The 22,983-nt window shown below is 61.1% G+C and carries 19 protein-coding genes and 2 pseudogenes; 11 read left to right on the top strand and 10 right to left on the bottom strand.

Annotated elements, in window-relative coordinates:
• Window positions 1-1,945 precede the first annotated feature (1,945 nt).
• The 3 genes from DOD19_RS19695 to DOD19_RS19685 all read left to right on the top strand — a co-directional run bounded on the left by DOD19_RS19695 (window position 1,946) and on the right by DOD19_RS19685 (window position 5,882).
• Window positions 1,946-2,965, top strand: a complete 1,020-nt coding sequence (locus tag DOD19_RS19695) for a GGDEF domain-containing protein (protein WP_316684929.1) — start codon at window positions 1,946-1,948, stop codon at window positions 2,963-2,965.
• Window positions 2,966-3,245: 280 nt separating this feature from the next.
• On the top strand, window positions 3,246-4,670 hold the full coding sequence (locus tag DOD19_RS19690; protein ID WP_112187476.1) for an alkaline phosphatase family protein: 1,425 nt from the start codon (window positions 3,246-3,248) through the stop codon (window positions 4,668-4,670).
• A gap of 3 nt (window positions 4,671-4,673) precedes the next feature.
• Window positions 4,674-5,882, top strand: coding sequence for an alkaline phosphatase family protein (locus DOD19_RS19685; RefSeq protein WP_112187474.1), 1,209 nt, complete (start codon window positions 4,674-4,676; stop codon window positions 5,880-5,882).
• 649 nt (window positions 5,883-6,531) lie between these two features.
• Here DOD19_RS19685 and DOD19_RS19675 read toward each other — a convergent pair.
• Both DOD19_RS19675 and DOD19_RS19670 read right to left on the bottom strand, forming a co-directional pair.
• Window positions 6,532-6,981, bottom strand: a complete 450-nt coding sequence (locus DOD19_RS19675; RefSeq protein WP_112187471.1) for a hypothetical protein — start codon at window positions 6,979-6,981, stop codon at window positions 6,532-6,534.
• A 124-nt stretch (window positions 6,982-7,105) separates the two neighbouring features.
• The gene (locus DOD19_RS19670; RefSeq protein WP_112187469.1) at window positions 7,106-7,528 is read right to left on the bottom strand and encodes a CHAD domain-containing protein; all 423 of its coding nucleotides are present in this window, start codon (window positions 7,526-7,528) and stop codon (window positions 7,106-7,108) included.
• 293 nt (window positions 7,529-7,821) lie between these two features.
• Between DOD19_RS19670 and DOD19_RS28000 the strand changes: the two are divergent.
• Window positions 7,822-8,016: pseudogene (locus tag DOD19_RS28000) on the top strand (porin); the annotation flags it as partial.
• A 12-nt stretch (window positions 8,017-8,028) separates the two neighbouring features.
• Window positions 8,029-8,916 (top strand): annotated as a pseudogene (locus DOD19_RS19665) (HAD-IC family P-type ATPase); the annotation flags it as partial.
• Between the two features lie 6 nt (window positions 8,917-8,922).
• On the opposite strand, the gene ppk2 reads toward DOD19_RS19665, so the two are convergent.
• The 4 genes from ppk2 to DOD19_RS19645 are packed head-to-tail and all read right to left on the bottom strand — an operon-like array spanning window position 8,923 to window position 10,983.
• Window positions 8,923-9,726 (bottom strand): polyphosphate kinase 2, encoded by an 804-nt coding sequence (ppk2, locus tag DOD19_RS19660; RefSeq protein WP_112187465.1) that lies wholly within the window; start codon window positions 9,724-9,726, stop codon window positions 8,923-8,925.
• Between the two features lie 37 nt (window positions 9,727-9,763).
• Window positions 9,764-10,033, bottom strand: a complete 270-nt coding sequence (locus tag DOD19_RS19655; protein WP_024977713.1) for a DUF5676 family membrane protein — start codon at window positions 10,031-10,033, stop codon at window positions 9,764-9,766.
• Between the two features lie 30 nt (window positions 10,034-10,063).
• A complete protein-coding gene (locus tag DOD19_RS19650) occupies window positions 10,064-10,723 on the bottom strand; it encodes an isoprenylcysteine carboxylmethyltransferase family protein (RefSeq protein WP_112187463.1) in 660 nt (219 codons plus the stop codon).
• A complete protein-coding gene (locus DOD19_RS19645) occupies window positions 10,723-10,983 on the bottom strand; it encodes a DUF2933 domain-containing protein (RefSeq protein ID WP_024977711.1) in 261 nt (86 codons plus the stop codon). Before DOD19_RS19645 ends, DOD19_RS19650 begins: the two co-directional genes overlap by 1 nt.
• A gap of 504 nt (window positions 10,984-11,487) precedes the next feature.
• Here DOD19_RS19645 and DOD19_RS19640 point away from each other — a divergent pair.
• Window positions 11,488-12,219 (top strand): helix-turn-helix domain-containing protein, encoded by a 732-nt coding sequence (locus DOD19_RS19640; RefSeq protein ID WP_112187461.1) that lies wholly within the window; start codon window positions 11,488-11,490, stop codon window positions 12,217-12,219.
• Window positions 12,220-12,574: 355 nt separating this feature from the next.
• Here DOD19_RS19640 and DOD19_RS19635 read toward each other — a convergent pair whose 3' ends face one another.
• Window positions 12,575-12,961, bottom strand: a complete 387-nt coding sequence (locus DOD19_RS19635) for a hypothetical protein (RefSeq protein ID WP_024977709.1) — start codon at window positions 12,959-12,961, stop codon at window positions 12,575-12,577.
• Between the two features lie 157 nt (window positions 12,962-13,118).
• Window positions 13,119-13,571 (bottom strand): hypothetical protein, encoded by a 453-nt coding sequence (locus DOD19_RS19630; RefSeq protein WP_112187459.1) that lies wholly within the window; start codon window positions 13,569-13,571, stop codon window positions 13,119-13,121.
• Between the two features lie 692 nt (window positions 13,572-14,263).
• Between DOD19_RS19630 and DOD19_RS19620 the strand changes: the two genes are divergently transcribed.
• Genes DOD19_RS19620 through pdeM form a run of 4 tightly spaced genes read left to right on the top strand, consistent with a single transcriptional unit; the run spans window position 14,264 to window position 20,230 of the window.
• A complete protein-coding gene (locus tag DOD19_RS19620) occupies window positions 14,264-15,319 on the top strand; it encodes a ligase-associated DNA damage response exonuclease (protein WP_112187455.1) in 1,056 nt (351 codons plus the stop codon).
• The gene (locus DOD19_RS19615; protein ID WP_112187453.1) at window positions 15,316-16,962 is read left to right on the top strand and encodes an ATP-dependent DNA ligase; all 1,647 of its coding nucleotides are present in this window, start codon (window positions 15,316-15,318) and stop codon (window positions 16,960-16,962) included. The genes DOD19_RS19620 and DOD19_RS19615 overlap by 4 nt, the downstream gene beginning before the upstream one ends.
• Window positions 16,959-19,574: a ligase-associated DNA damage response DEXH box helicase gene (locus tag DOD19_RS19610; protein WP_112187451.1), complete on the top strand. Its 2,616-nt coding sequence runs from the start codon at window positions 16,959-16,961 to the stop codon at window positions 19,572-19,574. Before DOD19_RS19615 ends, DOD19_RS19610 begins: the two co-directional genes overlap by 4 nt.
• The gene (pdeM, locus tag DOD19_RS19605; protein WP_112187449.1) at window positions 19,571-20,230 is read left to right on the top strand and encodes a ligase-associated DNA damage response endonuclease PdeM; all 660 of its coding nucleotides are present in this window, start codon (window positions 19,571-19,573) and stop codon (window positions 20,228-20,230) included. Before DOD19_RS19610 ends, pdeM begins: the two co-directional genes overlap by 4 nt.
• A gap of 188 nt (window positions 20,231-20,418) precedes the next feature.
• On the opposite strand, the gene DOD19_RS19600 is transcribed toward pdeM, so the two are convergent.
• Complete coding sequence (locus tag DOD19_RS19600) at window positions 20,419-21,621, bottom strand: DUF2252 family protein (RefSeq protein ID WP_112187571.1); 1,203 nt, start codon at window positions 21,619-21,621, stop codon at window positions 20,419-20,421.
• 192 nt (window positions 21,622-21,813) lie between these two features.
• Between DOD19_RS19600 and DOD19_RS19595 the strand changes: the two genes are divergently transcribed.
• Window positions 21,814-22,239, top strand: a complete 426-nt coding sequence (locus DOD19_RS19595) for an HU family DNA-binding protein (RefSeq protein ID WP_004631552.1) — start codon at window positions 21,814-21,816, stop codon at window positions 22,237-22,239.
• Window positions 22,240-22,365: 126 nt separating this feature from the next.
• Here DOD19_RS19595 and DOD19_RS19590 read toward each other — a convergent pair whose 3' ends face one another.
• Window positions 22,366-22,983: a DUF2894 domain-containing protein gene (locus tag DOD19_RS19590; RefSeq protein WP_239498047.1), complete on the bottom strand. Its 618-nt coding sequence runs from the start codon at window positions 22,981-22,983 to the stop codon at window positions 22,366-22,368.

Here is a 22,983-nt window from a genome sequence, read left to right as displayed (position 1 = left end):
GTTTGAGACTCCCCCGTCCATCATCGAGCAGGCACCCCACGCCGCATAAACGGCGACTTTTCTTTTCAGCCCGCTTCACGTCGGCTTTGCAAGAGCGAACCGCTCAACCAGGAAGTCGATGAATACACGCACCCTGTGCGATAAATGGCGCCCAGGCGGATAAATCGCATACAGGCTGCCTGCCGCCAGGCGGTAATCGGAAAGAACCGGTAGGTAGCGCGCAAAGACGTAGAGCGCACAGTACGTACAGCAATCGAAATGCACGTGCGCGGGCACGTTGCACCCTCGAAAGCATCTGAGCAGTGGAAGAAGATTCTTCAACAACTGCCGGCAGACGTGGTGGCCGACATTCTTGCCTTGGAACTCTCCACAGGCAAATACCAGTCAGTACCAATGTGTGAGCACTGCGGCAGATACGGCATGGTTCACTTGCGAGCCTGCGGTCTAATAGAGAACGTCATTGTCTATTAGAGAATGCCAAAGTGGACTACGCTCCACTTGCCCACAATTCCCAAGCTAATACAGGGTCGGGCGCACCTGGATTAGGGCCCAAGATTCAGTCGTACGCACGTAACCCCATCCGCCCGTCCAACGCGGCCGAGCAGCCGGATGCATCGTCATGATCTGTGCGCAGACGGTCCAGTGGCGAACGAGAAGCTCGGAGGGCTCCATGGCGACCACTTCCCGAGACCCGCATTGCGCGCGCCTCAATGGGAAGAAATCCGTTTGGACACGTTATGCCTTATTTCGTCCCGTTGGGCCAAGTTATGCTTTATGGCCTGGCGCCACGCCAGACTAAGCCCCTAGTTCCCGGCCACGTTATGCTTTATTGGCCGGCCACGTTATGCCTAACGGCACAGAAATTGTGCCGTTAGGCATAAAGTGGCCATCTGGACAGGTTATCCATGATGTTAACGTTTGTGGTTGTGCAATTTCCCAGTACCTAGAGTACCGACGAGGGTTGGTGCCTGCTCAATGTGGGCGCCTGTAAACGACGTCTCGCTAGAGACCGAGACGAGGAATTCGTAATTCTTGTCGACGCAGACTACTGACGTTCTGCCAATCGGACATCTCATTCAGGCGTCTCCTTTTGGCTGGTAGAGGACGTTCGCTCTATCCCGGCGTTGGGACTCAGCTCAGCATAGAAAAACGAAAGACCCCGTGCTCTGCCGGAATGGTGGAGTGCGCAAGCGGCGCGGCCAATGGCATTCCATGTTCTCTATTGGTAAAGAGGACGAATCCGTTCCTGGACGACAGCGACACCATGGCAAATGCTCGGTACCCCGGGTTATTTCCCCAATGCCAGAGGTAGGTGTCGCTGTTCGCAGTCTCGATGCCCCATCCGTATCCGACTTTCACTCATTGCGCGATGGCGATGGTTGGAACTGCAAGAGCAGATATTTCCACAGTCTTGATGTTCTAGCATGGTGCTCCTCGCCTGCGGGTTGAGCGCTACACCATGCGGCGCCGCAAGCATTGCGAGCAGTGTCCCTCGTACTCCTTCAAAGCAGCGTGCGTGACCGCCCAAACGGATCGGAAATTATTTCCACGAGAGCCTGGGATACTGCTCCTGCTGTCGCCGCCGACCGTTTCGAGACAAATGACGGCGTGCCCGACGACAGAACTTGCCGCTTCGAGTTGGCTGGGATTTGAATCGTCGGAAGGCACTTCGAGCACATAGTCAGCACTTTCTCGCATCTCCTTGGCGCGCTCCCGATCAGACGAAATCGCTGACGAACTCGCACTTCAGATGAGTCGCACGCGCGACTGGATCCCGGGTAAACAGCGCGCGTCTGCACGCGTGCGCAACCCCACCAACTAACTACGTCGGCAGATGAACTTCAGCGCTTGTGCATCAACTACACTCGACTAAAACCAGAAAGGTTGTGGCTTGCGAGTTGATATGCGATTGGCAGACTTACTTGGCGTTAGCGGAGCCCGGCGTTTGAGCACCGTTGAAAGGCTGCCGGAATATGAGCAAGCGCTGTTGCGGATCTACCTGGGCCCGCTACCCCTCCTGGCCTATGCAGTCGTTGCGCTTACCCAACCAACGCCTGAGGCCTACCGAACGCTATTGGCATGTCTTTTTTATGTCGTATTCAGCGTCGGTACATATATAGCTGTCAATGCACTGTCCGGCCCATCGCGCACACGGTTAGTCACGACCACCGTCATGGACCAAGCCTCGGTCGTCATGATTCTTGCCGCAGGAGGCCGGATAGCATTGCCCATGCTCTGGGCTTTCTTCTGGTTTTTGGTAGGCGCCGGGTGTCGCTATGGCAAGCGCATGTTGGCACTCTCCTGCACTGTCGCGCTTGCTGGCATTGTCGCGCTCATGCGATGGGCACCGTGGTGGCAGGAGAATTTTTCCGCCGCGCTGGGCATCGCCTTTGGCGTTACCGCAACCTCCATATATTTGTCAGTGTTGGTCAACAGGCTCGAGAAGCGAGCCGCTACTGATCCTTTGACGGGTCTGAGCAATCGCAAAAGCCTTGAGAAGACCATCGCGCGCGTCCTTTGTGGTCAAGATGGCGAGGCGGAACGAACGGCTCTGTTGCTCATTGATTTGGACGGGTTCAAACAGGTCAACGACGCGTATGGGCACGGAGTAGGAGACTTGCTGCTGCAACGCTTTGCCCAAGCCTTGCAAGCTCGCATGCGCCGCGGCGATACGCTCTCCCGCCTGGGAGGCGACGAGTTTGTGATTCTGGCGCGCGACCTTTATCGCAAGACAGACGCGCAAGCCATTGCAGATGATGTCCAATCGGTACTGAATGCGATTCAAACCGTTGATGGGCATCCTGTTTCTGTGTCGGCCAGCATCGGCATCTATCTGTTTTCAACTGACGCACGAGGCGAACCCCTCGACATCCCCTCCATCTTGCGTCGCGCAGATAGTGCGATGTATCGCGCGAAGACCTCCGGGAAGAACCAGACCGCGTTCACCGACGAGCGTTTCCTCTGAAATGATGGGTGACCGGAAAACGCGCTCGCTCCCAAATGCGATCCGCTGCCGCTGCCGCTGCCAGATATTTAACCTCGCTGCCATCCGCAAGGCGTTGCATACACGCACCTACTCTGGCAGCGGCCTTGGCAACGTGTGCGCCACGCGCCGCATCCAGGCTGTTTGAATAAGAGCCACGACTCTACTCCGCGATCCTGTCACATGAGGGACCGAGCGCCACTGCTACTGTCCGCGCGTTCTAAGGATGCCTTCAGGGCGATACATAAGCGGGAGAAGTTGCGTGACTCAGAAGATTTCAACGGTGCGTTTCCAGACGCGCCGCCGATTGCTTGGTGCGGCGGCTGCAACGCTCGCCGGTGCCGGCTTGTCTGCATGTGGCGGGGGCGGCGATGGCAGCCTCGCAGGGGATCCGGGTGGCGCCTCATCTACGGGGAGCGCGCCCGTGCCAACACAGTTGGTGCCACCGGTCTTGCCCGGTCCTGCGCAGTCGGGCATCGACCACGTCGTGCTGGTGGTGATGGAAAACCGATCGTTCGACCACTATCTGGGCTGGCTGCCGGGTGCCAACGGAAAGCAGGCTGGGCTCCAGTTCGTCGACGCGTTTGGCAATCCGCAGAACTCGTTCCGCCTCGCGACCGATCCCAAGTATGGTTTTCAGGGTTGTGGCTTCGCCGATCCGGATCACAGCTACGAAGGGGCACGCATCCAACTCGACGGCGGGAAGATGGATGGATGGTTGCTGACGCCGGACACAAACAAGACGCCCGGCGACCTCTTCCCCATCGGTTACTACCAAGCCGAAGATCTATCTTTCTTTGGGTCAGCCGCCCGGGATTGGACAGTCTGTGACAGCTACCACTGCGGAATTCTGGCCGAAACCTATCCGAACCGGTTTTACCTGATGTGCGGCGAAACCGATCGACTGCACAACTCCAATGCAACCTGCTCGCTGCCGACAATCTTCGATCGCTTTGCCGAGAAGGGTGTGTCCGCCAACTATTACTTCAGCGACGTGCCATTCACGGCGCTGTTCGGCGCGAAGTATCTCAACACATCCAAACCGTTCGCGACGTTTTTGACGGACGCTGCGGCCGGCACCCTACCCGCATTCTCATACGTCGATCCGCGCTTTACCGGGGAGAACCCGCAAGGCATATCGGCCGATGATCACCCGAACTCCGATATCCGCAACGGACAGGTCTTTCTTAACCAGATCTATGACGCGGTGCGTAACGGACCCGGATGGCAGAAGACGCTGCTGATCATTACCTACGACGAATGGGGCGGCTTTTTCGACCACGTACCGCCATTCAAGCGCCCCGTCTCTGCTGCCGAGACGCAGTTAGGTAACGATGGCTACCTCGGCTTCCGTGTGCCGATGGTGCTGATTGGTCCACGCGTCAAGCGCGGGCATGTCAGCCATTGGCCGCTTGACCCGAGTTCGATCCACCAGTTACTGGCTTGGCGCTTCGGACTCAATCCCCTCGGTGCGCGTGGAGGCCTGCCGGACACCAATTCGATCGCCTACGCGCTCGACTTCATCTCACAGCCGAATTTAACGGCACCGGCTTACTCGGTTCCGCAAGGTCCGTTCGGAGGCGTGTGCCCGGGCTCCATCACAGGCAGCGCCCCCGGAATCAGCGGGGTTCCTGGCATCAGTTCCCTTCGCACGATCGCCACCTCGTTGGGCTTTCCTCTTCCTTGAATCATGGCAACCATGCGACTTTCCAAATTGAACTGGCTGACCGGCGGCATCGCCGCAACCTTCTTTGCATGCCTGCTGGCGGGCTGCGGCGGGGCAAGCGATGCAATCACCCCAACTGGCGGGGCGTCGTCGGCAGCAGCTCCAGTCTCGCCACCCGCGCAGTCCCCAGTGACGCCCACCGCAAGCCGGATCGGCCACGTTTTTGTGATCGTGTTGGAGAACAAGGGCTACACCCAAACCTTCAGCTCCGGCAGTCAGGCACCTTATCTCGCCAACACGCTGACAAGCCAAGGGGCATTATTGACTCAGTACTACGGTACCGGCCACAACAGCAACGACAACTACCTGACCATGATCAGCGGGCAGGCACCCAACGCGCAAACACAGGCTGACTGTCAGTACTACACCGACTGGTTGGGCACCATGAGCCCCGATGCCAATGGGCAGGTAACAGGTACCGGTTGCGTCTATCCTGCCGCCATCGGCACGATTGCCAGCCAGTTGGATGCCAAAGGCTTGGCTTGGCGCGGCTACATGGAAGACATGGGCAACGATCTAACGCGCGATGGCAGCCCAACCTGCTCTCACCCCGCGCTCAATGGCAAGGACGGCACCCAGACCGCCACCGCGACTGACGGCTACGCAACACGCCACAACCCGTTCATGTATTTCCACTCGGTGATCGATAACCAGTCGTACTGCGATAGTCATGTCGTGCGGCTCGATTCTCTGGCCACCGATCTGAATAGCATTGCGACCACGCCCGCGTTCTCGTTCATCGTGCCGAACCTTTGCAACGATGGACATGACGAGCCAACCTGCGCCGACGGCAAGAGCGCGGGCGGCTTGCCGGCGGTCAATCGCTTTCTGCAGACCTGGGTACCGCAGATCACCAACTCGCCGGCCTTCCAGTCCGATGGCTTACTGATCATCACTTTCGACGAATCGGATACGAGTGACACCTCCGCCTGCTGCGGTGAGCCCACTGGTCCGAATTCGGTAGCACCGGGCCTCACTGGTCCTGGCGGTGGCCGCGTCGGCGCTGTGGTGCTCTCGCCTTTCATCAAGCCGGGCACGGTCAGCAACACGCCCTACAACCACTATGCGCTGCTCAAGAGCATCGAGGACGTGTTCGGGTTATCGCATCTTGGCTATGCCGGCATGAACGGCTTGCAGGGCTTCGGCAGCGACGTCTATACAGCCGCGCACTGATGTTTTGAGGGTTGTGCGTTCACCCCCAACGCCGGTCAGTTGGAGGGTCAACGTGCCGTCGCAATCGAGATGGTGATGGTCAACATGTCTTCGGCGAGCGCCCTCGGTCGGTGAGGGCATAGGCCGGGTAGTCAGATGGGTGTCTCTCGCTCCTCAACGGATGCCGAGAACCACCGTAGAGCGAGTGCCCGGCCTTCCCGCATGCCTGCGGAAATTGCGGCGTCCATCGAATCAAAGTCGGCAGAGATATGATGGAACCGCTGCATCTTTGGGTACGACATGTCGTCGCCTTTCGGGCCGCAAACAAAACCCGTGTACGCGTACCGAAAATCGGCCCCCCGTCCAAGGACCGCGAGCACATGTATCGAGCAGCCCCGAAACTCTTGAATCGACCACGCCTGCATATTGCCCCCACCACGCTTCCCCGTCCGGATATTGTCCCGTGGGTAGCGAGTGCATGGCAATGAGGGGAGGCTCAAATCACATTCGTGACAAATCACGTTTGTGAAAAATTTCCGTCATAACGCGCGTGTAACTTGGCGCCGCGACGAGAGACGCACCCCGCCTTCTCGCCGCGCGCAGCCCGATGGCTGCGTTTTTTTTGCCCTCCGCTCTGCCGGCCTGTCCAACAAAGGGAGGGCGCGGCGCGTCAACCCTTTGCTGGCCGCCCGGTCTTTACCGACTCGACGCTGGCGACTGCGGTCAGCAGGCGTTTTGCCGGAAGCGATGCAAGCAAGGCGAGTCCGGCCCGCAGCAGTTCGCTCTTCTTGACCTTCTGCCCGCCTGCGAGACACCGTTCCTTGAGCTCGGCCAGCTTCCGATAGTCCTCTTCCGGCATCGTGAAGCTATCTCGGACCACCTTAGTTTTTTTGGGCTTTTGGCAGGCCGCCGCCTCGGCCGAACCTGCGGCACCATTGGCCGGCTTCACGCTCTTCTGGTTCTTCTCCTGCGCGGCTGGCGCTGCCGCTCGCTTAGTCGAGCTTGGCTTCACCACTCGTGCATCTGCGCCCGCTACGGATTTGGTACGGCGCGCCTTCGTTGTCGCGCTGGTGGACGCAGTCTGATCAGTTGCTGCTTGCTTTGCCATTTCAAGATCCATTTTTTACCCCTCCTTTCTGACGTGTTTGGAAACAGTATATACAGTTTCTGCGGCGCACAAAGTTTGAGCACACCGAGCCGATTCAAGTCCAACGCGGGTTGACAGAGTTCGAAGCGTGCTTTGTTCACAGCTTTTGTGGATAAGTAACGCAACCCCTCAGCCACTGAGCGAATAGGTCGTAAGCCGCCGCGTACTCCGGGCTAACCGGGACTTGCCCCAGGTATGCTGCTCCGATGACCACGTCGTTCAATTTTCCGAGCGCGTCTTGAAGCTGTTCAAGCCGTCGAATGCGCTTGCGGTCCTCCTTGCTTAGCACTTCCGCGAAGAACTCAAGGAGGTAACGCAAGCGTTTCATCTGGATGAGAGTCTGATGCGATTCCTGCAAGCCACCATTCGACGCGCAGCGAAGCGCCTTGGCAACCTGTCTCGATGCCCCAACAATGCTGGCGTGGGCGAGCTCTCCGAGGGTCTCACCGCTCTCTGTCTCCGCCTGAATAGCCTGCCCGATGGCCTCGTTGAAAGAAGCTATCAGCCCGTGGGGGCTCAAGGCTGCCGAGAGCTATGCGGCTTGCCGTGTGCCGCGCTTGATGCTGTAGGTAGGGCCCGTCGTAGTTTGCTTTTCGAGTAGCGCAATACCGGAGCCAATTGTTTCAATAATAGAAACATTAAATCCACATCCTCGTTGATTGTTTACTTATTGCTGTCACATCACTGACGCATTCTCTCGCCTCAGCGTTAGGGGGCACGTTCAATAGCAGGTCACGACAGGCCCCAACGCAGATTCGTTTGTTCAAACAGCAACTGAGGCTAACAGTGAAAAAAACTCTCCTCGCCGTGACGATGGCAGCCAGCACCTTGCCTGCCGCCGCATTCGCGCAGTCTTCGAATGTCACGCTCTATGGCATTGTTGACGCCGGCATCAGCTATCAAAGCCACGTGAACGGCGGCGCCAACGGGAATGGCTCCGTCACGGGGCTCACCTCCGGGGGGCTGTCCGGATCGCGCTGGGGAATCCGTGGCGTTGAAGATCTGGGGAATAACCTGAAGGGTATCAGCGGCTTTTCTGACGTGGAGGTGCTGCGGCTCGCTGCCAGCCTTGACCAAGGCAGCGAGCATCCATTGGCCGCCACGATTGTAGAAGCGGCGCGTCAGCAGAATCTGACGCTCGACAAGGCAGAGGACTTCGAGTCGAGCACAGGCATCGGGGTACGCGGCACGGTGGCCGGGAAGAAGCTTGCGCTGGGCAACACCGTGCTGATGGAAACCGAAGGCGTATCAACAACTGTCATGAGCCAAGCTGGCGATGAACTGCGCGCCCATGGCGCGAGCGTCATGTACCTGGCGGTAGACGGGGCGCTGGCGGGCCTCTTGGCGGTATCCGACCCTATCAAGGCGACCACTGCGGAGGCGCTTGAGCGCCTCAAAGAAAAAGGCATCCGTGTCGTGATGGCAACCGGGGACGGCGTGGTAACTGCCAAGGCTGTCGCGGCGAAACTCGGCATTGACGAGTTCCATGGTGAGGTCAAGCCCGCCGACAAACTCGCTCTGGTCAGCAAATTCCAAAGTGAAGGCCGTGTCGTGGCCATGGCCGGTGACGGCATCAATGACGCCCCTGCGCTAGCCAAAGCCGATGTTGGCATCGCCATGGGAACCGGAACTGACGTTGCAATGAACAGTGCTCAGGTCACGTTGGTGAAGGGCGACTTGCGGGGCATTTCCAGAGCGCGTCAGCTGTCGGAAGCGACCATCGCAAACATGAAGCAGAACCTCGGTTTTGCCTTCATCTACAACGCGTTGGGCGTGCCCCTGGCAGCAGGCGTGCTCTACAGTGCGACCGGTCTGCTTCTGTCGCCGATGATTGCCGCCCTTGCCATGAGCCTGAGTTCAGTATCCGTCGTCTCCAACGCCCTGCGCTTAAGACGCACGGAAGTCTGACCCGTGCTATTTGGCAATGGAGCCGCTCTGCAGGTGCTTCCATTCATAGGGGAAGACGATATCGGCCTGGGGCTGGACCAGGCTGTCGTCCTTGCCAGCATAGTGGAGGCGGTGCAGCATATCCTTGATAACGTTCAGGCGAGCAACGCGCTTGTCGTCAGCCCGAACGACACTCCACGGAACCACCTCGCCAGTTCGTTCGAGCATCTCGTTTCGTGCCTTGCTGTAGTCAGCCCAAAGCGAGACGGCTTGGTCATCGATTGGGCTGACCTTCCACTGCTTCAAAGGGTCCTTACGGCGAGACGCTAGTCGCCGCTTTTGTTCCGCCTTGCTGATGTCGAGGTAATACTTGATGAGCCGGATTCCCGAGCGGACTAGCATCTTCTCGAAGTCGAAGACGCACTCCATGAACTCCTCGTATTCCGCTTCCGTACAGAATCCCATCACACGCTCAACGCCCGCCCGGTTGTACCAACTGCGGTTGAACAGCGTGAACTCGCCGGCGGTTGGCAGTTGCTCCACATAACGCTGGAAGTACCAGGAACCCCGGTCGCGGTCGGACGGCTTACCCAAGGCGACAACGCGCGTTTCGCGAGGGCTCAGATGCTCGACGATACGTTTGATGGTGCCGTCTTTCCCTGCAGCATCTCTACCTTCAAAAACCACCAGTATCTTGTCGTTGCAGCAGAGGAAGTGCTTCTGAAGTTTGACCAACTCTATTTGCAGGACATGGAGCTCCCGTTCGTACTGGTCGTGGGTCAGGTCGCTGGTATCGGCGTCGTTGCCTGTCGAACGTTCTTTGGCTCGCATGATGGAGGTTCCGTGTCGCACACCGTAACCGAAGGTGTCAGGCTTCCTTTTTGGAGCCGAACGCATCGGATAGCCACGAAAAGAACATGGCTGCCAGGAACGCCCAGATACCGAGGATGACGTCGGCATAGATGGTGCCACCCAGTGTCGCTGGCTCGGCTTGGAGGCGATGGAAATCAAGGCCGTGAAACAACTGGCTCATGAATCGCATAAACGGCTCGGGGAGTACGAACCAAACGAGCGCGCACAGGGCATAGAACAGCATGACCGTCACGGCAAAGGTCACGCCTGTTTTGACTGGTTTCATCACAACCTCCCGCAGTTGATGCAGTAGCGGTTAGTGAACCTTGGCGCCCGGTGGGCTGCCAAGATGAGGAAAGAAGGCAGGTGTTCTGCTTCGGTATTCCTCGTATTCACGCCCGAACTCAGCGAGGGCTTCCTTCTCTTCTTCCTTGGCCAACCGAACGTACATCCACACCAGGATGGGGAACATCAGCACGGTAAGTATCGTCGGCCACTGGAGCAGGAAGCCAAACATAATCAACACAAACGCAACGTACTGAGGGTGTCGCATACGGGCATAGAGGCCGGACGTCGCCAGACGATGGGCGCACTGCGCGGTGTAGAGAACGCGCCACGCCGACGCGAGCATGATGAAGCCGCCAAAAATCAGGACGTTGCTGACGATATGGAACACCCCGAAATGCGGGTTGGCTCGCCAGCCAAACATCATCTCAAGCAAGTGTCCCGAGTCATGCGCGAGGAAATCGACACCGGGGAACTTGGCAGTGAGCCACGGCAAGAGCAGGTAGATGGTCAACGGTACGCCGTACATCTCGGTGAACAGCGCCACGATGAACGCCGAGAAAGCACCAAACGACCGCCAGTCGCGGCTGGTCTGGGGCTTCGTAAAGCTGAAGGCAAAGATGATAAAGACCGCCGAGTTGATGAACACCAGCGACCACAGACCGTAACCGAAAGAGGCATCGTGTTGCATCACCGCTCTCCTTTGGTGTCGACTTCTTCCGGCTCTTGCTGCCTACCGTGGTGATGACCGTGTCCATGGCCACCATGCATGAACAAGTGCATGAGGGGACACGAGGCGAGCAGAAGGAACGGCAAGAACTGGATGACATGAGCCCGGTGTTCGGTCCACAGAAAGTACGCAATCACCAAGAGAAAACCAATCAACACCAGCTTGGACCGGGAAATGGTTCCATACGGCTCGCCTTGCTGCTCGTGCTCACGGTGGTCCATTTCACGCTCCAACGTTAGGAAGGCGGATTGGCTGGCATTCCGCCAGCCCATTGCAACAACCTCGCATTTTCAGTATTGGCGTTGGGAAATTCCGGAGGTTGACCCTCGTCAACCACCCTACGGCAAATGCTTCTTAGGCCTGGATGAGTGTCAGGCTGGGGGTAGCCATGCACGTAGGTTGCCGTCGGGCAGCATGCGCCTTGGCATGATTTCCTCGATCGCAGGCTTGGCTGGTATCGAGATGAGGAGCCGGTGCCGGGCGAGGGATGGCGGACAGAAAGTCGCCCGAGTACCTGCCGCATCTGCTTAAACACTAACGCGGATCAACCCTCCCCCGATATCTCGGCACACCTGTGCAACGAATTTCGGTGCTACGAATGATCGGCCACACCGAAACAGCAAATGACCATACGCGTGAGGGCATTTATCCGATATTTGACCTGGCAACATGAAGTTCTGTGAGCGACGGCCGATAACACTATTTTGTCTTCCCCCCAATGTCCCATGTCCGATAGCGCCCCCACTCAAGGCTGTACCACGTGTCGAAACGGTCACCTTTGCCTTTCCCGCGGTTTGAACGCCCGTGAGGCGGCGCTGGTAGAAGACATCGCACAGCGAAAAATCCGGGTAAAGAGAGGCGAGTCAATCTTCCGCTGTGGCGATCCCTTGGATGAAATCTACGCGGTGAAATACGGCACGTTCAAGCTAACGCTTGGTACAGCCGAAGGCCGCGAGATGATTGCCGCCTTCTACCTGAGCGGCGACATATTCGGCACGGACGGATTCGAATCGGATACCCGAACCTCAACCGCAATCGCATTGGAAGACTCGGAGGTGTGCGCCGTATCGTGGAAGCGCCTTGCCGAGCTAGCACAGCAAGAAGGTGCCATTCAAAAACTGGTTACGCAGATCTTCAGCACGCGCATCGGCCGCAAACAACGCCTGATGCTCTGCCTCGGTTCCATGCGCTCGGAGGAGCGCGTCGCCGTGTTCTTGCTCGATCTTTCGGAGCGGCTGAAAGAGCGGGGCTTTTCAGATCGGCACATTGTTCTGCGCATGAGTCGGGAAGAGATTGCCGAGCACCTAGCCATGCAGCTCGAGACCGTGAGCCGAATTTTCAGTTCGCTCGCGCGCGAGGGCATTTTGCGAGTCAATCATCGCAAAATTCAGATATTGGACTTACAGGGCTTGGCGACGGTTGCACAGGCGGGTGTTCAGAAAAATCGTGCTTTCTAAGATCGTTTGCTGGCGAGTTACGCCTACGGCGTAATACGGGTCGACGCTTTCCACGAAAAGCTTTCCACAAAAGGGGAGCACGACGACAAATGCGCCATGCGTCGATTCCGCGCCCCCTTTTGCAAACGATGCTCCCGTTAGTGGGACCACACTTGCAAGCGACAAACCACACCACGGCACCTGCCCCCGACGCTAGCTGTTCTCAACGTCGCGAATTGCGCCGACTATGCTGCGGGTCGTGTCCGTTGAAGCGGGGCTTGTCTTGAAGCATGCAAAGTGCGCTGTGTAACGTAGTGATAAAACGCGTAGACCCTGAACACCGACGCAAAGCCGGTCTTGACTTGCGATCGAGCCGTCATGGCCGTTGTGCATCGACGGCTGGACGGAAAATGCCTCCCGGTACAAGCGCGCAGATATCGAAGCCCATCTCGTTGTCGCCAGTCTCTTCTGCGCCCTCAAGCGCCCAGTTCGCCCAATCCTTCAATCGTCGGCACGTACTTGCACGAGCGTCAACGGACTGGTGAAAGTAGACCTGCAGCATCAACTCCGTCAGGTGGAATGAAAATGAATTGACCTGCTTGTCGCCTCGCGGGCCTTCTACTATCCACCACGCGTGTGCATCTATTCCGCCTAGTTCATCGCCTTCAAGCCGCAAGACGGCCCGACGAGGCAGCGTCTCTGTCAGCGCATCTTGGAGTTCCCGTAGACAAGTCCTTTCGGCTTCGTTGATCCGCTCGCGCATAAGACCTCCCGCATTTCCCCGCGCCCACATTGATGGGCCGCCATTCGAAGGTAGCTTCTGCGTAACCCCATGCATTGACGGCGCACAACGAACCGGTGTTTAGAAAGCCAGCCGGAGGAAAGGGCACAACCCAACAGCCGTTGGACAGAGCTTCCACTCACGTCAATGGCGGCACTGATGCGCCCCGATAGAGCGAAAAATCGTGTTCCCGGTCTTCCCGCCCCACGCGAATGGCGTCTCTCTCATCGAGAAAGAAGGCGTTTGGCGCGGTGAGTACCAAGTCGTAGCCCGTGTCTGCGCACTGTTCTCCACCCTGGAATTCCAACTGGACGCTCAACCATTCGCTCACCCGCCGACAAATCTCTTCCCGTCTTGGGTGATTCAATCGGCAGTACGCCTTAGCCTCGTCCAAGCTGAAATGCACCGCTACCGTGCATTCCTGCCGATTGCCACGGACTGTCGACATCGCCCACTTCGCTGCCACGTCATAGCCACCGCAATGGGCACGAGCCGAATTGACGAGCGCTCCTCTGGGCAATGCGCGGGACACTGAGGACTCCAGTTCCCAAAGCGCGGCGGCAACCACCTCGTCTGGTTGTTGTTCAAGCATGACGTTTCCCCGTTTTCAGCCTATTGAATGGCTCTTTCTGATAGCACTCCACGGTAAGCCGATGCGGGCCTTCGCTGGCTGATACAGATCAACCTCTAAATCTGCCGCGCAGCATTTAGAAATGACGCTCGCGGGTTTTCCAGCGGTCCAAGCCCCTCCCCCGATCGTGCTTTTTTCCCACCATTGAAGAAATGGCCAACCGCCTCCGCTGCCTGGAAGCCAACTGCTCCGCGCCCCCGGCGAGGAACCCTGGCATGCCGGCTGCTTCCGCCCACGGGAGCGCAACGGAGGCCACGCATGCATCACGCATTACGAGTGACAAAGCGAACAGCTGCAGGTTGGCTGTTTTTCCTGGCATCGACGGGCGGCAGCGGACTTTCGCTTGCGCAGCCTACTGAGCCCCGCCCGGCGTCGCCAGACGTCGCTCCAGCGGCCCTACCGAAGACCGTAAAACATTCCTTGTCGCGATATCCGGACACCGTGCGGGCCTCCGCGCCTGATCCCTCTACACCGCAGGCCACGTCTCCTTCCCCAGGATCGGGCGGGGCTGGGGGCATCACTGGGCCTTCGGGCACCAGTGCCGGCGCAGGCCCCGGCGGCCCGGCCGACATGCGTGGCGCGCCTGCGCATAAGCAGCCATTGCGTTAATGTTGTCGCCAAAACCTGATAAGGGTCTCGAATGAGAGCGAGTGATGACCAGCGCAGCGGAACTGATCGTGACAACGCCCAAAGGCCTGTACTGCCCAGTAGGCGACTTCTACATTGACCCTTGGCGGCCGGTTGACCGTGCCGTCATCACCCACGCCCACAGTGACCACGCCCGCATCGGGCACCAGCATTACCTTGCTGCAGCCCCTGGTGCGGGTGTGCTGCGCGCGCGCCTGGGTGAGGACATCCCCCTCCAGACGCTGCTGTACGGCGAATCCATCGTCCATCACGGCGTCCGGTTGAGCTTTCATCCGGCGGGGCATGTACTCGGGTCCGCGCAGGTGCGGCTGGAATACGACGGCGACGTATGGGTGGTGTCTGGCGACTACAAGGTCGAGGCGGATCGCACCTGCACGCCGTTCGAGCCGGTGCGCTGCAACACATTCATCACCGAATCCACATTCGGACTGCCGATCTACCACTGGCGGCCGCAGACCGAGATTTTTGCGCAGCTCAACGCATGGTGGCGCGGCAATGCCGAAGCGGGTCGCACGAGCGTCGTGTTCTGCTATGCGTTCGGCAAGGCCCAGCGCATTCTGTCGGGGCTCGATACGGGCATCGGGCCGATTGTTTCGCACGGCGCCATGCTGCAGTTGGACGCCGCCTATCGGCACGCGGGCGTGGCGCTACCACCCACGCAACTGGCGGCAGACGTGCCTCGCGCTGAATTACGACGCGCTCTGGTGCTGGCGCCGCCCTCCGCCCAACGCACGCCGTGGATACGCCGTTTTGGCGACTATGCCGATGCCTTTGCCAGCGGTTGGATGCAGCTTCGCGGGGCGCGTCGGCGGCGCGGCGTCGATCGCGGCATCGTGCTGTCAGATCATGCCGACTGGCCCGGCTTGCTGCAGGCCATTGATGCCACGGGTGCCACGCGTGTCTATGTCACGCACGGGCAAGTGGCCCCGATGGTGCGCTGGCTGTGCGAGCGCGGCCTCGATGCACGCGCCTTCGCCACCGAGTACGGCGACGACGGCCAAGAAGGCGATGCAGCCGAGGCACGCGACACGCCCGCGCAAGTGGACACGCCCGCGCCATGAAAGCCTTTGCCGATCTGTACGCGCAGCTCGACGCCACCACATCGAGCAACGGCAAGTTGGCCGCACTGGTGGCCTACCTTCGCACCGCGCCCGATGCCGACGCCGCCTGGGCGGTCTACTTCCTGGCCGGCGGCAAGCCCCGCCAGTTGGTGCCCGTGCGCGTGCTAGCCAGCTTTGCGCAGACCACGTCCGGCTTGCCGGATTGGCTGTTTGACGAGTGCTACCAAGCCGTAGGCGACTTGGCCGAGACCATCGCGCTCGTCCTGCCCGATGCCGATCATGCAGACGACACCAGCCTGGCCGAGTGGATGGAAACGCGTTTGCTGCCATTGCGTGGTCAGCCCCCCGAGCTGGTACTGCCTCGCCTTGCGGAACTGTGCCGGGGCCTCCCGCTGCATGCGCGACTGGCGTTGATGAAGCTGATCACGGGAGCGTTTCGCGTGGGGGTGTCAAAACTGCTGGTCACGCGCGCGCTGGCCGAAGTGGGCGGCACCGACCCCAAGCACGTCGCGCAACGGCTGATGGGCTATACCGACATAGGCCAGGCGCCCACCGCCGAGCGCTATCGCGCGCTGCTGGCCGATGCCAGTGTCGATGGCCACGCACTCGATACCGGGCACCCGTATCCGTTCTTCCTCGCGCATCCGCTGCAGGCCGACGCGCAAGCCTTCGACACACTGCTGGGCCCACCCACTGAATGGCAAATCGAATGGAAATGGGATGGCATCCGCGCGCAGCTCGTACGCCGCGCCGACAGCGCATGGCTGTGGTCGCGCGGCGAGGAACTCATCACCGATCGCTTCCCTGAACTATCCGCCATGGCGGAGGTATTGCCCTCAGGCACCGTGCTCGATGGCGAGATCGTGGTGTGGCAAGCGGGCCGCGTGCAGCCCTTTGCGCTGCTTCAGCAACGCATCGGTCGCAAGACGCTGAACGCGCGCGTGCTGCGGGAAGCGCCAGCCGTGCTGCTGGCGTATGACCTGCTCGAATGGCAGGGGCAGGACCTGCGCGAGCGCACGCAAAGCGAGCGGCGCGTGCAACTTGAACGCGTGATTGCCACATGCATCCATCCGGCGCTGGAGCTGTCTCCGTTGCTTCAAGGCGACGACTGGCAGCACCTTGCGCACCAGCGCGAAGCCTCGCGCGAGCTGGGCGTCGAAGGGCTGATGCTCAAGCGGCGCGATGCGCGCTACGGCGTGGGCCGCACCAAAGACGTGGGCGTGTGGTGGAAGTGGAAGATCGATCCGTTCTCGGTGGATGCCGTCCTCATCTATGCGCAGCGTGGCCACGGCCGGCGCGCGAGCCTGTATACCGACTACACCTTCGCCGTATGGGATGCACCGCCCGACGTGCCGGAGCGCAAGCTGGTGCCCTTTGCCAAGGCGTACTCCGGCCTGAGCGACGCAGAGATCCGCCAAGTCGACGCGCTCATCCGCAAGACCACGGTGGAGAGCTTCGGCCCCGTACGCAGCGTAGCGCCCACCCTGGTGTTCGAACTAGGCTTTGAAGGCATTGCACGCAGCGCGCGCCACAAGAGCGGCATCGCGGTACGGTTTCCGCGCATGCTGCGCTGGCGCCACGACAAACCCATTGCCGAAGCCGATACGCTGCAGACGCTGGAAAGCCTGCTGCCGCCGTCATGACCGAACCTGCCCTGCCCGATCTTGATGCCTGGTTTGCCGCGCGCGACTGGACGCCAATGCCGTTCCAGCGCGCCGTGTGGTCGGCCATGGCGCGCGGCGAATCGGGCCTGCTGCACGCCACCACGGGTGCGGGGAAAACCTATGCCGTCTGGCTCGGTGCGTTGCAACGGTTGGCGCAAGTGCGCGGGCGCGGCGGCGCGCCGCCGTTGTCGGTACTGTGGCTCACGCCCATGCGCGCGCTGGCGGCCGACACCACGCGCGCATTGACCGACGCCGCACAGGCATTGGCGCCACATTGGACGCTCGGGCTGCGCACCGGCGACACCGGCAGCGCCGAGCGTGCCGCGCAATCGCGCCGTTTGCCTACCGCCCTGGTGACAACGCCCGAGAGCCTGTCGTTGCTGCTCGCGCGCGCCGATGCGCGTGAAGCCCTCGGCTCTGTACGCGTGGTCGTCGTCGATGAATGGCACGAACTGGTGGGCAACAAACGCGGCGTGCAGGTGCAGTTGGCGCTGGCGCGGCTGCGCACGTGGTCACCGGGGCTGGTCGTGTGGGGACTTTCCGCCACGCTGGGCAACCTGGCTGAAGCGATGGATGCACTGGGCGATGCGGCGGCGCCCACCGCCGGCACGCTGGTGCAAGGCCACCTGCCCAAGCGCATGGAGATCGATACGCTGCTGCCCGATGGTGTGGGCCGATTTCCTTGGGCCGGGCACCTGGGTATGGCGATGCTGCCCCACGTTCTGGAAGAGCTGGAAAGTGCCCGCACCGCGCTGGTGTTTCTCAACACGCGCTCGCAAGCGGAGCTGTGGTATCAGGCCGTCATCAATGCGCGGCCGGAATGGGCGGGGTTGATCGCGTTGCATCATGGCTCACTGGACCGCGTAACGCGCGACTGGGTGGAGACCGGGCTCAAGCAAGGCATGCTCAAGGCGGTGTTCTGCACGTCAAGCCTGGATTTGGGCGTCGACTTTCTGCCAGTGGAACGCGTACTGCAGATTGGCTCGCCCAAGGGCGTGGCGCGGCTCTTGCAGCGTGCCGGGCGATCGGGCCACGCGCCGGGCCGGCCCTCTCGCGTGACGGTGGTGCCCACGCATAGCCTTGAACTCGTGGAAGGCGCAGCCGCACGCGCAGCCGCCATGTCGGGCCAGGTGGAAGCCCGCACCTCAGCGCACAAGCCGCTCGATGTGCTGGTCCAGCATCTGGTGACGGTGGCGCTGGGCGGCGGCTTCGTGCCCGACGCGCTGTTGCAGGAAGTGCGCCGCGCATGGGCTTACCGAGATTTGCGCGACGACGAGTGGCAATGGGCGCTCGACTTCGTGCGGCAGGGCGGCCACTCGCTCACCGCATATCCCGACTACCACCGCGTCATGCCGGATGAACATGGCATCTGGCGCGTGCCCGATGCACGGCTCGCACGGCGGCACCGCATGAGCATCGGCACCATCGTCAGCGATGCAACGATGACTGTGCGCTGGTGGCGTGCTTCCGGCGGCGGTGCGTTGGGGTCGATCGAGGAGGGTTTCATTGCGCGGCTGCGCCCCGGTGACAACTTTCTGTTTGCGGGCCGCCTGCTGGAACTGGTGCGCGTGCAGGACATGACGGCCTATGTGCGGCGTGCCACCGGCAAACGCGCTGCCGTGCCGCGCTGGAACGGTGGTCGCATGCCGCTTTCCACCGAGCTGGCGCACGCGGTGGTCGCGCAGCTCGATGCGGCGGCACATGCGCGTTTCGACAGCCCCGAAATGGAAGCCGCACGCCCGCTGCTGGAACTGCAGGCGCGCTGGTCTGCGCTGCCCACCACGGCAACGCTGGTGGCCGAGACTCTGCACTCCCGCGAGGGCTGGCATCTCTTTCTCTACCCGTTTGCCGGGCGGCATGCGCACCTGGGGCTGGCAAGCTTGCTGGGCTGGCGCGCCGCCAATCGCACGCCAGCCACTTTCTCCCTGGCGTTCAACGACTACGGCCTCGAACTCCTGTCGGCCACGCCCATCGACTGGCCCGCGTTGCTGGCCACCGGCGAACTCTTTTCCACCCACACGCTCATGCAGGATGTGCTGGCCAGCCTCAACGCCGGAGAACTGGCGCAACGCCGTTTTCGTGAGATCGCACGCGTATCGGGGCTGGTGTTCCAGGGCTACCCTGGCGCGCACAAGAGCACGCGCCAGTTGCAGGCATCGTCCGGCCTGTTCTATGAAGTCTTCCGGCGCCACGACCCGGGCAACCTGCTGCTCTCGCAGGCGGAAACCGAAGTGCTGCGCCAGGAGCTGGACCTCGACCGCATTGAATCCGCCCTCATCCGCATGCGCGGTTTGCGGCTTGAACTGCGCGCACTGACCCGGCCTTCGCCGTTCGGCTTTCCGTTGATGGTGGAGCGTTTTCGCGAGCAGCTCTCGACCGAGAAACTGGCGGATCGGATCGCGCGCATGCTGGCCGAAGCCGAGCGTGCCGCAGGCCCCGAGCCGTCCGACCCGGATGCCGCAACACGGCCGGCGATTGACGCAGACGTACAGGCCGCGTTGCGCTTGACTGAATCGCCCGACACAGCGGGCAAATCCAGCCGCCGCACCCGCAGGCCACGCAAAACATCGAAGCCGCTCCCACTGCTATGACCGCTCCCCAAGACCTCGTCATCCAGTGCGCGGGCGAGACCGTATGGCTCCTGCCCGAGCGCGCGCTGTGGTGGCCCGCGCAACGCATGCTGATGGTGGCCGATGCGCACTTCGGCAAGGCGGCAACCTTCCGTGCACGCGGTGTGCCCGTGCCCACCGGAGGCACCGTCCAGGCGATCGCTCGGCTGGATGCCATGCTGGCGCGATTGCCAGTCTCACATATCGCGTGGCTGGGCGATCTGCTCCACGCCCGCGAGGCGCACGCAGCAATCGACGCGCTCGTCGCCTGGCGCACACGACACGCCGACGTAGCCTGCACGCTGGTCCGCGGCAACCACGACCGCCATGCGGGCGACCCGCCTGCAGACCTGCGCTTCAACGTGGTGGAAGAACCGTGGGCAATCGGCCCCTTCGCCCTATGCCATGAGCCGCAAGTGGTGGCCAATCGCTACGTCATCGCCGGCCACGTGCACCCGGGCATTGTCATCAGCGGGCGCGGAAAGGATCGGCTCCGGCTGCCGTGCTTCCGCTTTGGTCCAACCGGCGCACTGCTACCCGCGTTCGGCGAGTTCACAGGCTTGTGGACCGCACCCGTTGCGCCGGGCGAAGCGCTCTATGGGGTGGCTGACGATCGAGTCTGGCCGCTGCCCAGCTAGACGACGCAATTTGGCTGTATGCCCAGCGCCCAGGCTCAAAACTCAAGGCCGCTCATGCGTGAGCAGCAAGCGGGCCTGTTCCATGCCGTCGCGAATGGCCTCGCCTTCGGTATGCCAGCCGCGCCAGGTCTGGGAAGCGCCGATAGCAGCGTTTGTGCCCGCAGATGGGTGCGGCGCAGCAGATCAGATCAATTGGCCCAGGCGCGACAGTGCTCAAGATACTGGCGCTCGTGCAGCCCGAGCAAGTCGACAATCGAAGACCACAGCCAGAACGGCGCATTGATGGACCGTCCGTGACGCGCCTTCAGCTCACGGTGCCAGGCCATGGCGACATCTCGCGGCATCTGGCTGCCGTGTGCGAGGCCCGCGATATTGCCCAGATAAGCAGCCAATACCGTGGCGTCCTTGTGCTCCAGCTTGTCGACAGACAGCTTCAGATCTTGCGGTTGAAGTTCGCGCATGAAAAAGCTGCTACCCAGCATGCGCCCCCATGCCATGCGATCGCCCAGGTCGGGAGAGAGACGGCGCGCACCTGTGACCACGCGCTCGCCGTTGATCCGGGGCATCTCGCCTGCTGAGGCACTGGGCGCTGCGGCTTTTCCCGCCTCCTTGATGTCGATCAGCCGATACCGCGGCCCGCGATCCTGGTCGACCGCGAGCAAGGCGGCATAACGCCGCTGCCCGAGCGAGCTGCACCCTTTGACCCAGTACGCCGCATCCACGATGCTGACCGAGGCTTCCCCGGGCATCTCGTAAAGGCGCGCCACCAAGGCAAGCACCTCGTGCTGGCTCACGAGTTGTTTCAATTCGCGCCGTTCTTCGCGAGAGAGCGGCCAAAAATGGCGCCCCAGAGGAATGGACGGAGACGTGCCATCGAGCCGCTCCTGGGCCAACTGTTTCCACGTACGCGCAGTCGCCGCTTTCATGGCGGTACGCACGGAGGCGGGGCGCGGCGGCAGGTGCAGCGCCGCATCCGGATCGATGCCGTGCAGATAGCCCGCCATCAGCGCTTCCACCATTCGTGCGGTCACGATGCCCGGGAGGTCTGACCCGCGAGCGGCCGTCGCCAGCGACACGCCAAGCCGAATCAGGTCGTGCGCGGGATTACCAAGCACCGTCTGGTCCAGATCCCGGATTTGTATGCGCGTGGCGCCGGAGGCATCGCCAATGGGGCCGAGGTTACCGACATGGCAATCGCCGCAAATCCAGATGACGGGCCCCTCCGGGAAGGTGTGCGGCTGCACCTCGCTCAGCCACTCGTAAAACTTCACGGTGCTGCCGCGAACGTACGCATGAGTCGAACGCGTCATCTTGGATTGACGCAGCCGGGCGAGCACGGGCGCGCGGTTTTTGGGGCTCACCACGCTGCGCGACGATTTTCGTTGGGGCATGTCTGTGCTGAACCTGGGACGCTTCAGCTGGTTGATGAACGACCAAACCGTATGCAATAAGCGTTCCCTGGCCCCCGAACAGCGTAGATAACGCCTCCACGGTGCCGAACCTTTGCTATGCTTGCTCGAAGCGCGCTGCACAGGCGTCGCTTCCATTGAATGGTCAACTTTACCCAACCATCTATTCTCACTATGGCCACCAAAACCAAGACCGCTGCCAAGACCGCTGCAAAGAAGGCCTCGCCGGCTAAAAAGGCCGCGCCGGCAAAGAAGCCTGCTGCAACGACGCCGACCCTCAAGCCTTTGAAGGACACGTTCACCAAGGCGAGCCTGGTGAGCCATCTGGCTGAACAAGCTGCCGTCGACGCCAAGGCGGTGAAGGCCGTGCTGCTCCATCTGGAGAACACCATCGTGGCTTCGCTGCACAAGAAGGGCGCCGGCGAATTCACGCTGCCGGGCCTGTTCAAGGTGACGTCGGTCAAGGTGCCGGCAACCAAGCGCCGCTTCGGCAAGAACCCCTTTACCGGCGTCGACCAGTGGTTCGAAGCCAAACCGGCAACCGTGCGCGTCAAGGTCCGCGCGCTGAAAAAGGTCAAGGACGCAGCGGTCAACAGCTGATAATCGCAGCAAGAAACCGCCGCAAAGAAAAAGGGAGCCTTGGCTCCCTTTTTTGCGTGCCTGCTGGTCAAAAAAACCAGCAGTGATACCTATGTCACATCTCCGACTGATTGACTGCTGGAATTCCTAGCGCGCCTTACCCCGCGCCTTTCCGCCACTGCGAGCACCCTCGTGGCCACCGGCGGCCCCGTCCCCGCTCATGCGTTCCAGCCAGGAAAGCGCGTCGACATACGACAAAAACTGCCGCAGATAATCGGGTGCCACCTCGCGCATCAATAGCAGTGACCGATGCACAAGACTGCTCGAATTCAGCGGACCCGCATTCACCGGCACCTTCTCCAAGGCGTCGCGCAACTGTTTTTCGGCGCTGACGCGGGACCAGGTGTCCCGCACGTCTTCGAGAATCTTCAGGTCCGGCAATGTGTGCAGATGCCGCGCTGAACCGCCATTCGCAGCGTCGCCGACATCCATGCGTTCACGGCTGGCAATGTCACGCAGCAGTTCGGCCAACGCGCTGCCGGCAGGCGCATCTGAGTCGGACGAAACGGACGCCGCCTTCGCGCGATCGACATCGCCCGCATAGGCCGCAACGAGTTCGCCCAGCCGCGCTTCGAGCATGCGCCGCGCCGCGCCGGTTTGACCGGACGTGCGCCGATGAAGCGCCTCGATGAAGCAAAAGCGCACGCGGTTCAGCCGGTCCGCGCCGCTTGCGCGCCAACTGTCGAGCATGGCTTGCGTGGACAA

Source organism: Ralstonia sp. GX3-BWBA (assembly GCF_003290055.1).
Classification (GTDB): domain Bacteria; phylum Pseudomonadota; class Gammaproteobacteria; order Burkholderiales; family Burkholderiaceae; genus Ralstonia; species Ralstonia holmesii.
Note: the sequence above shows the minus strand (reverse complement) of the source record. Positions and strands in the feature narration are given on the sequence as shown.